The sequence below is a fragment of the Streptomyces sp. NPDC001750 genome (assembly GCF_042892615.1).
Taxonomy (GTDB): Bacteria; Actinomycetota; Actinomycetes; order Streptomycetales; family Streptomycetaceae; genus Streptomyces.
Window position 1 is genome coordinate 27667 of sequence record NZ_JBIAUE010000031.1, and the last position, 12804, is coordinate 40470.

General features: G+C 70.5%; 10 protein-coding genes and 1 pseudogene. 5 read left to right on the forward strand and 6 right to left on the reverse strand.

From position 1 onward, the window contains the following. The first annotated feature begins 11 nt into the window (after positions 1 to 11). Entirely contained in the window at positions 12 to 767 is a 756-nt protein-coding gene (locus tag ACFYY6_RS32385; protein ID WP_388651699.1) for a class I SAM-dependent DNA methyltransferase, read from the forward strand. Next, positions 764 to 2581 (forward strand): ABC transporter ATP-binding protein, encoded by a 1818-nt coding sequence (locus ACFYY6_RS32390; protein ID WP_389196949.1) that lies wholly within the window; start codon positions 764 to 766, stop codon positions 2579 to 2581. Before ACFYY6_RS32385 ends, ACFYY6_RS32390 begins: the two co-directional genes overlap by 4 nt. A gap of 765 nt (positions 2582 to 3346) precedes the next feature. Here the strand turns inward: ACFYY6_RS32390 and ACFYY6_RS32395 are convergent. Then, a complete protein-coding gene (locus ACFYY6_RS32395) occupies positions 3347 to 3847 on the reverse strand; it encodes a hypothetical protein (protein WP_351521660.1) in 501 nt (166 codons plus the stop codon). A 92-nt stretch (positions 3848 to 3939) separates the two neighbouring features. Here ACFYY6_RS32395 and ACFYY6_RS32400 point away from each other — a divergent pair, with 92 nt between their 5' ends. Further along, the gene (locus tag ACFYY6_RS32400) at positions 3940 to 4431 is read left to right on the forward strand and encodes a helix-turn-helix domain-containing protein (RefSeq protein ID WP_351521659.1); all 492 of its coding nucleotides are present in this window, start codon (positions 3940 to 3942) and stop codon (positions 4429 to 4431) included. On the opposite strand, the gene ACFYY6_RS32405 is transcribed toward ACFYY6_RS32400, so the two are convergent. The 3 genes from ACFYY6_RS32405 to ACFYY6_RS32415 form a co-directional block, all read right to left on the reverse strand. Then, positions 4370 to 5137, reverse strand: a complete 768-nt coding sequence (locus ACFYY6_RS32405; protein ID WP_386609602.1) for a TniB family NTP-binding protein — start codon at positions 5135 to 5137, stop codon at positions 4370 to 4372. The two genes, ACFYY6_RS32400 and ACFYY6_RS32405, sit on opposite strands and share 62 nt — an antisense overlap. Positions 5138 to 5228: 91 nt before the next feature. Beyond that, positions 5229 to 6419: a tryptophan 7-halogenase gene (locus ACFYY6_RS32410; RefSeq protein ID WP_351521656.1), complete on the reverse strand. Its 1191-nt coding sequence runs from the start codon at positions 6417 to 6419 to the stop codon at positions 5229 to 5231. Next, on the reverse strand, positions 6416 to 9445 hold the full coding sequence (locus tag ACFYY6_RS32415) for a LodA/GoxA family CTQ-dependent oxidase (protein WP_389196952.1): 3030 nt from the start codon (positions 9443 to 9445) through the stop codon (positions 6416 to 6418). Before ACFYY6_RS32415 ends, ACFYY6_RS32410 begins: the two co-directional genes overlap by 4 nt. Positions 9446 to 9776: 331 nt before the next feature. Here ACFYY6_RS32415 and ACFYY6_RS32420 point away from each other — a divergent pair, with 331 nt between their 5' ends. Continuing rightward, positions 9777 to 9959 (forward strand): hypothetical protein, encoded by a 183-nt coding sequence (locus tag ACFYY6_RS32420; RefSeq protein WP_389196954.1) that lies wholly within the window; start codon positions 9777 to 9779, stop codon positions 9957 to 9959. Between the two features lie 291 nt (positions 9960 to 10250). Then, positions 10251 to 10559 (forward strand): hypothetical protein, encoded by a 309-nt coding sequence (locus ACFYY6_RS32425; protein ID WP_351633371.1) that lies wholly within the window; start codon positions 10251 to 10253, stop codon positions 10557 to 10559. Positions 10560 to 10789: 230 nt separating this feature from the next. Here ACFYY6_RS32425 and ACFYY6_RS32430 read toward each other — a convergent pair. Further along, positions 10790 to 10941, reverse strand: a pseudogene (locus ACFYY6_RS32430) (DUF4158 domain-containing protein); the annotation flags it as partial. Between the two features lie 747 nt (positions 10942 to 11688). Next, on the reverse strand, positions 11689 to 12123 hold the full coding sequence (locus ACFYY6_RS32435) for a DUF6892 domain-containing protein (RefSeq protein ID WP_351633377.1): 435 nt from the start codon (positions 12121 to 12123) through the stop codon (positions 11689 to 11691). Between the last annotated feature and the right edge of the window lie 681 nt (positions 12124 to 12804).

Consider the following 12804-nt stretch of genomic DNA (forward strand, 5'->3'; position numbering starts at 1 on the left):
ACGGAGAACGCATGACGATCACGGACATCGGCTACGGCAGGCAATTCGCGGGCTGGTACGACCGGATCTTCCAGAACGACGCGCCCACGCGGGCCGCCGTCGATGCGGTGGCCGCATTCCACCCCAACCCGGATTGGGGCACGCTGGAGCTCGGCGTCGGCACCGGCCGCATAGCGTTGCCGCTGTCGCACCGGGTCGGCCCGATCACCGGTGTGGACTCCTCGCAGGAGATGCTGGCGGCTCTGGAGAAGAAGGCCGACGAGGGCGAGGTGACCGCACATCTCGGCGACATCCGGACCTGGCGCGCCGAGCGGCGGTACGGCCTCGTCTACTGCGTCTGCTCCACGCTCTCGCTGATCCTCGACCCCGAGGGTCAGCGGGAAGTCTTCGCCCGCGCGGCCGAACACCTGCGCCCCGGTGGCCGGCTGCTGATCGAGACGCACAACCGTCCCGGCGTCGTGATGCTGCATCAGGGGCTGGCGCACTCCACGATGTTCGTCCCCTGTCGAGAGCCGGACACCGGCATCCAAATGCACGCCACACTCCTGGCGGACAACCAGATCTGGCAGGTGTCCACCCTGTTGTTCGAGGCGAACGGCACTCACCGCATCGGCACCGAGACCACGCGCCTGCTCACGCCGGACGAGGTGGATCTCTACGCCCAGGACTCCGGGCTGCGGCCCGAGGGCCACTACAGCGACTGGCAGCGGGCCGACTACGTCCCCGCGTCCGGCCTGTTCGTCGCGTCCTACCTCAAGCCGGTATGAACCTCCGGGAGACGGTCCGCCGCCACTGGGTCCTGCTGGTCCTCGGCTTGGGCATGGGCCTGGCCGGAGCGGCGGCCAAGCTCGCCCAGCCCTGGATGCTGGGCCGGCTGATCGAAGCCGTGGCCCTGGACAGGGCGATCGCCTGGCCCATCACGTTCATCGTGCTGTTCTTCCTCACCGACGCGGGCCTGAGCGCCGGACATGCCTACGCGATCGGCCGGGCCGGCGAGAACATCGTTTTCGACGCCCGGCGCACCATCGGCGGTCGCCTGCTGCGCAGCCAGATCCCGCACTTCTCACGTCTGGAGCACGGTGACGTCTTCGCGCGCACCGTGTCCGACACCTCCATCGCCTGCCTGGTCATCGCCCAGGCGATGGCGCAGACGGCCACCTCCCTGTTCATGGTGGGCGGCGGCATCGTGCTGATGGCAAGGCTCGACTGGCAACTGCTGCTCACCACCGTCGGCTGCCTCGGCCTGGCCAGTGGCGGCGCGGTGCTGCTGGCCCGCCAGGTGCGCATCGCCGCCCTGCGGAACCGGGAGCGCATCGGAGCGTTCGGCTCGGGCCTGCAGCGGGTGCTCGGCGCCCTCACCACGGTCAAGGCGTCACGCGCCGAGGAACGGGAGACGCAGGAACTGACACGGCTGGCCGACCGGGCGCGGCGCAGCGGGATCCGGGTCGCCGGGCTCAGCTCGCTGCTCACCCCGGCGATGAACGTCGGCACTCAGCTCACGCTCGCCATCGTCATCTCCTGGGGCATGGCCCGAGTCGCCACGGGGTCACTGCCGGCCGCCGACCTCACTGCGTTCGTGATGTACCTCTTCTATCTGGTGACGCCGCTGGTGCTGCTCTTCCTGGCGATCGGCCAGATCCAGCAGGGCCGTGCCGCCGTCCAGCGTGTGACGGAACTGGGAACGATCCCGCAGGAGGAGGAAGAGGAAGCGGGCACCGGACCCGGGCAGCGGCAGGAACACGAGCCCGCAGTGGCGCCGACGCCCGCAGTCCGCTTCGAGCACGTCAGCTTCTCCTACCACGACAACGCCCCGGTGCTGCGGGACGTCTCCTTCGCCCTGCCGCGCCGCGGCCTGACCGCGATCGTTGGTGCTTCCGGCGCCGGCAAGACGACGACGTTCCAGCTCATCGAACGCTTCTACCGGCCGGACTCCGGCACGATCCAGGTCGCGGGCCACGACATCACCCTCCTCGGACTCGCCGAACTACGGTCGCTGGTCGGCTATGTCGAGCAGGACACGCCGCTGCTGCGCGGCACGATCCGCACGAATCTGACGTATGCGAACCCGGGGGCCGGCGCAGCCGACATCGCCCGCGCGCTGCGGCTCGCCAGCTTGGAGGGCTTCGTCGCCGAGCTGCCCGACGGGCTCGACACGGAGCTCGGTGAGCGCGGCGCCGGCCTGTCCGGCGGCCAGCGGCAGCGGCTCGCCATCGCCCGCACGCTGCTGCAGCGGCCGGAGGTGATCCTGCTGGACGAGGTCACCGCACATCTGGACAGCGACACCGAGGCCGCGCTGCGCGATGCGATGACGGAAGCCGCTCGTGAGTGCGCCGTACTGGCCATCGCGCACCGGCTGTCCACCATCGTGCAAGCCGACCGCATCATCGTGATGGAGGAGGGACGCGTGCGAGCGGTCGGCACCCACCGGGAGCTCATCGAGTCCGACGAGCTGTATCGGCGGCTTGCCGGCCAGCAGTTCGCTGCCGAGGAAGCCCTGGCAAGACGCTCGCCGACGTCGCCGTCGTCGACAGCGGCCCGAACGGTCTGGCCGCCGCCGTCACCATGGCCCGTGCGGGGCTGACCGCGCACGTCCACGAACAGGCCGCTACCGTCGGCGGAGGCCTGCGCGGTGAGGCGCTGTTCGACGCCGAGGAAAGTGCTTGCTGGATCCCCCGCGGTATTCAGCGGTATTCATGGGAGAAGTCGAATCCCTCCGCGTGGTCGCTCTCGACTACGCCCCACGTGGCGATCCGACCGGGGCGGACCTCGGCCGCCCGGAGCATTGATCAGCTGGACGCGACGGGAGGGGTCGGCGGTGGGTCCCGTGAGGGCGGTCGCGCCGACGGAGACCGCGTCGGCGACACGGGGCGGGCGCCGCGCCGACGGGTGCCATGGCGTAGAGCGGGACGTCGACGGCCTCGGTCCGGCTGGTCAGACGACGACAGGGCCGGCCTGGGCGAGGTTGGTGGCTCGGTTGGTGACGATGGGCTTGTCGGCGTTGGCGGCCGGTGCTGCCGGAGGAGCCACGCCAGCGGCAAGGTCACTCCGGACGGCACACACACCTCCGAGACCTCGGCTGGAACACATCCACCGCGTGACTGTTCCCCTCGGTTGAGTGCGGTTTCGGTCGGCGTGTGAAGCGGCCGGTCGGCCCTTCGCCGACCGGCCGGAACAGCGGGGAGGTACGTTGCCCGACGGCTTCCTCGGCTTCACGTTCCCGTTCCGCCCGCGCCTGGTCGGCGGGGAGTCGCACACCTGGCCGCCCTGCCGGAAGCCGACTCGCGATGGAGGGGTTGCTTTGCCCGGCTGTGCTACCGGCCGCATCGCTTCCCAGTTCGTTCACCGCTCATCGGGGCAGGCGGGTGTGTTCGGCTCGGCTGGCGGCGATCCGCTCACGCGCGAGCGTACGGGCCCGCTCGGTGTCACCACCGCTGAGCCGGGCGAGGATCGTCGCGAGCGGCCTGATCCGGCCCCAGCCGCCCCAGTGGCCCTCGGGTATCTCGGTAGGAAACACCCAGATCCGGCCGGCGTCACGCGGCCAGGCGCCGTTCTCGGCATCGAGGATCGCCTCGGTGACCTCGGCGATGACGCCCGCACGCTTCTGCTCATCGAGCTGGCCCTCGGGGACGGACGGGACGACCTTGTAGCGAGGTGCGTCCACGAGTTCTCCGCCGACGTAGACGCCGGCCGGTCGGTGCAGCCAGAGCCAGGAGACGGAACGGCTCACCGGGTCGGCGGGGTCGAATCCCTCGTTGCGGATGAGGATCTCGGTGATGCGGTTCAGCAGCGCCGCCTCGGCGTCCGGCTGGAGAGCACCGTCGGGAATGTACACGTCGAGCATGGGCATGGTCGGCTCCTTCTGGGTTTACTTCTTCAACTCAGGTCGGAGTCTATGCGGGCTAAGTTCAGCTTGTAAACTCAGGTCCGTATACTCGTCCCATGGAGACGCGGCGAATCGACCCAGGGAACTGCTCGGTGGCACGCGCCCTCTCGGTAGTGGGGGAGCGCTGGTCGCTGTTGATCGTGCGTGAAGCGCTGGACGGCGCGAGCCGGTTCGGGGAGTTCCACTCCCGCCTCAAGATCGCCAGAAATCTCCTGGCGACTCGGCTCGACACCCTGGTGGCCGCGGGAGTGATGCGCCGCGTGCCGTACCAGGAGCCCGGAGACCGGCAGCGCTTCGCCTACGAGCTCACCGAGCAGGGCCGCGCGTTGCGACCCACGCTCGTGGCGCTCCTCGAATGGGGCGACACGTACTTTGCCGACCCGCAGGGGCCGTCGGTCATCGTCCGCCACCGGCCCGTCCACGATGCGAGCTCATGCGACGAGCCCGTCAGGATCGTCCTCGAGTGCACTGCCGGGCACAGCCACCTCACCCCGGACGACATTTGCCGTACGCCCGGACCGGGTGCGCGCTTCGTGGAGAGCTCCTGAGGACCGTATTGGGCCGGGACCAGGGCCTGGTTGTATGGATCCGGTCGAGGCTGGTCTTCGTGATGCGTTCGCTGTCGTCGAGCATCGTGGTGATCGAGGCGCGGCGTAGGAGCCGGGTCGGACTTCCGATCCGGCCCGCGGTCCGCTGGTGAAGGCGGGAAGCGTGGCGGGGGAGCGTCCCTGGCCGGTGCGCGCGGAGATCGAGCGCGGCTTGCCTGGTCGTGATCAGCTCCTTGAACGGCTCGTGTTCCCCGAGCCGCGCCGGGAACGCACCGCACTCCACCGGACTCGCGCGTGCGGCGAGCCGAGCCCCACGCACATCGCTGAACAAGGCGGTCGTGAGGACGTCGATGTCCGCGTACACGAACGCCGCCTGGATGCGTTCGGTGAGGTCTTTCAGCAGGTCGGCGGTTTCGGCGCCGGTGGCGGTACGAGGGTTGAGCCGGTGGATCTCGTCGATGAGTACCAGGCGCACCCCGGCCTTGTCGTGGGTGTGGCAGACGGTGTCGGTGATCTGGGCCTGGGTTGCCCGGCGGGTGACGGGGACGCCGAGGTAGCGGGCGAATTCCGCGGCCAGGGCTTTCGCGGTCGCCCGGGCCGGGACCAGGACGTATGCGACCGGCTCCGCGGTATGCGTGGTTCCGGCCGGTGCCGGGTGGCTGTGGATGTGGGCGAGGTGGCAGGCGCGCCCATCGTGCCACTGCACCCGGGCCGGCGGCCATCGGCAGCCTCGGCTGAGGGGCGCCCACGTCGAATCCGACGAAGCTGTTCGGGGTGTCGGGGATGTTCCGGCGCTTTCAGGCTATGCGGGGCGGAGGCTGTCCGCCCGCTCGTCGGCGATCCCAGAAGGGGCTCAGGGGCCAGCGTTGCTCCTGGTCGTATGCGTACGCATGGTTTTTTCGGTAGGCCGCCGCGATCCCATCCAGGAACGCCGTGTAGTCGGCGAGCGCGGCGCTCGTGCGCTGTCCGTCGGCGAGGCAGTCGGCCACGGTCTGTCCGGCGCGGGCACCAGTGTGCAGCGCGGTGAGGATGCCCTGCGAGGAGAGCGGGTCGAAGGCGAGGGCAGCGTCCCCGGCCGCCACCCAGCCGGGCCCGGCCGTAGGCGTGAGCCGCAGGCCGTGCGCAGGTGCCCAGCACGGTACGGGAGTCACGGCCGGACCGTGCCCGGCCAGGCGACACCGGACATGGACGGTGCGGCTGAGCGCGTGCCAGAAACCCTGCGGGGTGCGCAGCGACGGGTCGGCGAGGTCGGCGTCCGTCAGGTGGGCGACCAGGCGCCCGGCCGGGATCCGGGTGGTGTACCACCAGCCGCTCGGAGCCGCCTCCACCAAGGTGCGGGCCTCGGCGTCCGCTCGGGCTGCCGGTTCCGCCGGGCAGCGGTCGGGGAACACGACGTACGCGGCTACGAGCCGGTCCTGCCGCCGGCGGTGGCCGTGGCGGCGGCCGATGACACAGCGTCGGCCGGTGGCGTCGACCGTCCAGCGGGTGGACAGCTCCACCACGGCGCCGGTGCTCCGCTCGCGGACGATCAGGCGGTCGTCGAGCCGGTCCAGTGCGGTGGCCTGCCGCAGTTCGGCGCCGGCCGCGACGGCCGCATCCCGCAGAAGGGCGTCGAAGCGGAGCCGGTCGAGATGCCAGCCGTGCCCGTACGGGTCGAACAGGTGGCTGCGACCGTGCAGCGTCGCCGACCCCCAGGCGGCGTAGGTGCCGGTGGAGACGGGGTGGCCGGAGTCCAGGAAGCCGTCCAGCAGCCCGAGGTCGCTCAGCAGCGGCCGGGCAATGGGCGGCAGGAACTCCCCGATCTTGAACACGGGTCGGCCGCAGGGCGCGGCGCGTGGCGGGGCTCGGCCGCCGTCGTCCAGCAACTGGACGCGGTGGCCGGCCCGGGCCAGGACGAGCGCCGCCACAGCGCCGGCCGGACCACCGCCCGCCACGACGGCGTCGACGGGCCCGGACAGGCGCACGCGATGGGGCGGGGCAGGGGTCACCGGCTCGACCGGAAGCGCTTGACCTTGTCGATGAACCCGGCCGAGACCTCCTCGTCGGGAGCGTCCGCCACGGTGACCGCGGTGGCCAGGGCGGCCGCGCCCAGGACCGGGTCGGCGCCGCGGTCCACGTGCACGGTGATCAGATTGCGCCCGGCCGGCGGTGCGGGCTCGGGCGGGAAGCTCACCTCGGACTCCACCAGGAGCTCGGCCGGGAGACGGGGATCGTCGGTGGGCCCGGGGCGGCGCTCGACCACCCCGAGCTTGCCGAAGTCCTGCACCATCGCGTTGATGGCGGCCGTGTAGTCGCGGGGCAGCCAGCGGAGCCAGGTGCGCCGGGTCTGGAACGCGGTCAGGCGATCGGCGATCGGGCGGGAGGTGTCGACCACGACGTCGTAGTCCTCCTCGGCGAGCACGTGGTTGGGTACCCGGGCCGGCCAGAAGGTGGGCAGGAACGGGTCGTAGGGGCCAAGGCCGGAGCCGTACTCGTAGCCGGCACGGCAGCTCGCGGTGTCGGTCTGCCAGGGCACGGCCATCCACCGGGTCAGGTCACCCGGCGCCTGGGCGTAGAGCGGGCCGTCGAAGGAGAGCGCGATCTCCGGGGTGAGCTTCGGGCCGTAGGAGGGCGTGGGCGTGAGCGGATCGCGGTGACGGATCCGGAACGGGCTGGTGTACAAGGTGGTGTGGCGCATCGGCCAGGTGAGCTCGCAGCCGGGGTGGAAGGCGTCGGCGAGGCAGAACGACAGGGCCGCCCGGTCGAGGGTCGCGGGCTGGTCGGGGAACGGGATGTCGTCGAGGGTGGCGGGCAGTGCGGCGTGCGGGTCGTAGTCGTTGACGAAGTCCCCGCCGGCCCACCGCTTGAGGAGCCGGTACTGGAGCGCGGAGAGCGTCACATGCTGCCGTACGGACTGGGGCGGCACGTTCATCGCGTCGCCGTAGACCGTCGGCCAGGGCACCGGTGACATGCTGTCGCGGTCGTAGTTGCGGACGGCGAGCCAGATCTGCCGACGGAGCTCCCGCTGGACCGGTGAGGGATCCGCCAGCTCGGCGATTCTGGCGGGGGCGAGGAGGTCCTCGCGTCCGCCGAAGCCGAACTGGGTGGCCAGTCCCTTGTTGACCCACTGCAGATCGCACAGGCGGCGCAGCACGGGCAGGATGTCGCGGGTGAACGACACCTGCTGCGGTTCGGGGAGGCGGCCCTCGGCCACGAAGGCGTCCCGCACCAGGTCATACATTGTGCGCACCGAGGTGAGTTCTGGCGCGTAGTTGGGCGGTGCGGTCACCACCCAGGCCGGTTCGACCGGGATCGGCCGTCCGCCGATGCTCACCTCGGCGGTGACCGGGCCGTCGGAGACGTCGTCGTGCCAGCCGTCATTGTTGGCGAAGGTGTCGGCGGGGGTGCTGGTCGCCGAGGCCGAGGCGCCGCGGCCGCCGAGGAAGATCAGCCGGCCGTTGTCATCGGTGCGCAGCTCGCCGAGGTAGACGGGTTTGCCCATGAAGGTGCCGGTGTCGAAGCGGTGCTCGGGGGCGGAACGGTTACGGCCGCGTACCGAGCGGGGGCCGGGGTCGATGGTCAGGAGGTGGTCGCGCTGGGCGGCCGGAATCGTGGGGTTGCGCAGGTTGCTGTTGTCGGCCTGGCCCGCCTCCGGGATGTCGAGGGCGATCTGGAACTGGTACCAGGCCGCCTTCGAGTTGGCGATGTGCACGGTCCAGCGCAGGTCGGCGTTGTCGGCGGTCAGTTCGGCGACCGGCTCGCCGGCGGCGTTGTAGCCGTAGACCCGGAACCGCACGGCCTGGCGCTTCAGGGCGCCGGTGACGTCCTTGTAGCTCCCGGCGGGCAGCGGGGACGGCTCGTCGACCTCGGGGGCGAGGACGAAGTCGTCCATCATGCTGTCGCCGACCCGGGCCACACCGATGGCCGGGTGCACGGCGGCACGGACGATTCGGGTGTCGCGGGCCGCCGGTGGGGTGATCTGCGGGCGGGCGGGGCCGGGCTCGGCTGTCGGGACGCCGTTTACATCGCGACGTTGTTCGGCCGAGGCCAGGTACACCGCCCTGCGCACGTCGGCGATGCTGCCGATCGGGCGGTGCTCCGCGAGGCTGTGCCAGGGGTTGAGGGCGAGGTTCTCGCCATAGGCGGCCTGGCCGCGGGCGGTGATGTCCTGCTGCTGGAGGGTCAGCCGGGCCACCTTCACGGGAACGCTCTCGGACTCCTTCCAGCGCACGGTCGCCATGTCCAGCGGCATCGTCTCGTCGTCGGTGCGGAACTGGAGCATCAGATCGAAGACGGCCGGACCGGCCGCGAGCCGGTGGGCCAGGTCGGCGCCGAGATAGGTGGGGTTCTCGTCGGGCGGCGTGGCGGCCGGGTCACCGGGCTCGCAACCCGCGGGCACCAGCTTGTACTTGACGAAGCGCTCGGGTCCGAAGGCGTAGGGGAGCACGCCCCAGTAGGTGGCGGTGAGCACGCTCGGCTCGAACTTGGCCATCGCGTCGAGGATTTCGCGGGTGACGGGGTGGGTCTCCAAGTACTTTTCGTAACTGCCGTCGATGACACCGGCCTTGGTGAACTCGCACATGTCCTGGGCGGTGTCGACGAAGAAGACGTCGTGGTTCTGCAGCAGCAGGTCCTGGGTGCCGGCCTCGGTGTAGCCCTCCAGCAGCTTCGGGCCGGGCACTCCGAACAGCTTGAGGCCGATGCCGAGTGTGGTCTTCAGGTCGGGAAGGCCCGGCACGGTGTCGCTGGAGAACCGTACCCAGGCATTCAGGCCGCCGGCCTGAGTACGGGCGTTCTCCAGGAAGCCGACGCGCATCTCGGGCGGCAGGTCGTCGGCGACTGTGAGCGTGCCGCGGGCGATGCCGTGCGGCTTGAGGAACACCGGCCGCTTGACAGGGTCCTGGCCGCGGGCCATCCGCGCGCCCTGGGTCAGGTCCACGAACATCTGCTTCAGGGCACCGATCGCGTCCTCGGCACAGCCTGGCAAGGATGGCGTCCCCGCGGTCTCGTCGAAGGGCTCGGGGGTCCCGGTCATGCTGTGCTCCCGTCGGTGCGGTGGTCGGTCGGGGCCGGCGGACCGGCTTGGTCGACGCTGCGCGCTGCTTCCGGACCCCAGTCAAGCGTGCACAAACCTTCGAGGCGCGGCGCGTCGACGTACGCCCGAAACGACGAGGCCGCGGGCCCGACGCGGGCCGTTTCACTCCAATCGGCCAGCAGCGGTCGCCCCGACAGCGGCCCGGTGACAGCGTCGTCGGTGACCGGTCGACCGTCCCCCGGGAATGGAAGGACCCTGGCCAAAGTAAGGACTGCGTGTTTCCGTCCATGGCGCCCTGCCGCACGAGGTGCTGGAGAGGATCGGGGACTCGGTGCGAAGAGCCGTCCTCGACGAGGTCGCGGAGCTCGATCTCGCGCCGTCGCTGCGTGAGGTGCCGTTCGGCAACGTCGACTGTCCTCGCGACGCGGTGGAAGAGGTGATGCGGTGGCCGGGGGCCGATCGGAATCGCGGTGGCGCAGGAGGAGTAATGGGCGCCGGCGAGGCCACGTTCTGAGCGGGGCCTGGGCTGAGAGCGCCGATACCGCCAGGGCCGTCCCGTGGTTGGAGCGGACCGCATGATCCGGTGAAGCGGCCGGTTCACGATGTCTGGGCTGGGGCGGGAGCGCCGTCCAGGAAGCTGCGGAGTTCAGGACCGACAGGTCGCTTCGTGTACTCCGGCCAGGGGCGGACTGCACTTCAACCGCTGGAATGCCCGCGCAGGAGGATGAAATCTGATAGTGCGCGAACCCTGCGAGGAAGGTGTCAGCGAGAAAGACGCCGAGTCTTCACATAAGGAGTGGCTCCATTGCCTGAGATCGTGAAACTGCAGCCGGAGAACGGTGATGGCTATCTGCCGCCTGTGTTCTACCTCAAGTTCGACCAAGAGGAGTTCCCGAAATTCCTCGCGAACCCCACAGGCACGCTTAGAGAGCTTGGGCAGCCGGTGAACAACGTGTCAGTCGTCGTGAAAGATCATGTCTGGGACACCAGCAAGCAGAGGTGGATCACCGACCAGGACGATCCAGTTGTCCGGGATTTGCCTGGGTCCAGCAGTTGGGGGTGGCTGTGCGGATACCAGGACGAACAGTGCGTGTGCGAAAGAGTTCTCATGTAGTGCAACTGACGGCCCATTGCATTGGCCGTGGAGCCGAAGCCGTCGGAGGCCGAACGTGGCATGCCCAGTCTTCGTCGACCGCCGACAGCTTCGGCTTGCGCCAGCTCGGCCGTGTGGGTTCACTGGCACATGGAGGCCGCCGGAGGGGATCGGTCTCATTCACAATACGCAGCATTTCGGCAGAGGGCGCAAACTGCTTCGTCACGATCTGCGGGCAGCGTCGACACCATGCCCAGGCGATGTGCGTCCGTACGACGCAGGGCGATCAGGCCGCGGTCGTCATCGTCGAGGAAGAAGAACCGCTCCAGTTCCGGGCGGGTGGGCACCTCGGTGAACGTCCCGTACGCCTCGGCCTGTTCATCAGTCAAAACTCCACCGGCATGCGGCAGACGGTAGCCCTGCCCGGCAGCGATCGAGGATCTTCCTCCGAAGCCCCGCACCAGGCCGATCGCCTGTGCTAGTGCCGTGACCGACAAGGTTTGCCCGGAAGGAGCGTCGTCCGGTGCGTGCGATCGCAAGGCGGCCGAAAGCCCTCGTAGCGGGCTACGTGGGGTCTCGGCCAACGCCGCGAGCGTGCGTGCCGGACGGTGCGACGGGGCAAACGTTGCCGGGAGCGGCACCAGTGCCGTGACCGACAAGGTTTGCCCGGAAGGAGCGTCGTCGGCCGCACCCCGGCTCTCCAAGGCGTCATGAACGGCGAGACCCCGCCCGCGGCCCGCTCGGCTACTGCACCGGCACCGGCCCCGACGAGTCGTTCGACCCCGACGTCGCCACCCGGGTCCTGGAAGCAGGGCGGCTGGCGTGTAGCCAGCCCCTGGGCGGAGACGCCGTCGATGCACGAGGCACCGTTCAGCACGACCGTCGAGAAGGCCGGCCCCCCCGCCGGAGGCTTGGACCTGCTTGGGCTTCGCCCACTCCTTCGCCGGGGTCTTCCCCGCCGCGTTCTTGCGGGGCTTCATCTCGCGGACGTTGAGTCGGCCGGGGCGTCGGCAGCCCCATTGAGCCGACCCGGCCAGCGGCCGGGGGCGCCGGAGCAGCCGTAGGCGCTTGAGGCGTCCGTGTGACGGCGGTGCGCGGCCTTCCCCGGCCGGGGCGGCCGGGGCGGCGGGGGACGGATGGATGCCGGGGCTCAGTCGGTGTCGATGCCGCGCGCGGCGAAGACCTCCGCCGCGTCCGGTACCGCCAGGACGCCGTCCTCGACGAAGGTGACCTCCCGCAGGTTGGGCAGCAGGGCGAGGTCGTCGAGCGAGCGGACGTCGAACAGGTCGTCCTCGCCGTCCCAGGCGGGGGCGCAGTGCCGGAAGACGTCCGCCCCGGCGTCGAAGCACAGCTCCTCGACGCGGGCGAGCAGCTCGGCCGGGATCTCCAGGGACTCGAAATGGGCCCGGGATTCCGGCAGCACCTCCGCGTGGAGGCCGTTCTCCAGGACGTAGGACGCGGGGTCGCCGATCCCCCGCTCGGCCAGCCGCGCGGGCAGGTCGTAGACCGGGAGGAGCGGCTCGGGGCCGTACATGAGCTCCTCGATGACGAGCAGCTTGAGGTTGAAGTCGTGGAACTGGCTCATGAGACATGAATACCAGGGAGGTACGACACGGGTCCTCCGCCCGGCCCCCTGGCCGGGCGGAGGTAGGGGAGAAGCGACCAGGCCGAAGCTGATGGCGCCGGTCCAGATCGTCGCCGGCATGCGGGCCTCCCGCGCGGGTGCGGCCTTTCAGTACTTCGATCGCGGTGGTGGCGTGGGGCCGACGCATCTTCGCTGTCCGGCTGACGTTGCGGAAGATGACCGCGGGACCTGGGCGATGACACCACCCGGAACAAGCCCGCGAGGACGCGGACGTCAGAGCCATGCCCCGCGTCGACCACGCGGCTGAGGGTGCCGACGTCGTACGCGTCGCCTTCGACACGGGACGGTCTTCCTCAACGACCGCGGCATGGGGGACTTCAGCGAGCAGGCCTGACACAGCTGCACCAGGTTCTCGCCCTGCCACATGACGACCTCGGCCTCGCCCGCGTACGCCACCCAGCTCCAAGCTGCTCAGCTCCCGGATCGTCACCGCGGCGAACGACGCGGTCGGCACCCAGTCGGTCCGCACTGCCCGCGTCCCGGCCTCGGGCAGCACGCCCCCGGCGTCCCGCGAGACGGTCACCGCCCCGACGGCCGCAGCCGCGCCCGAGGTGCCGGTGAAGACCCGCGACATGGCCCCGCCGGGCTTCCAGGAGGCCCTCGCCGCCCACCACGCCGGCG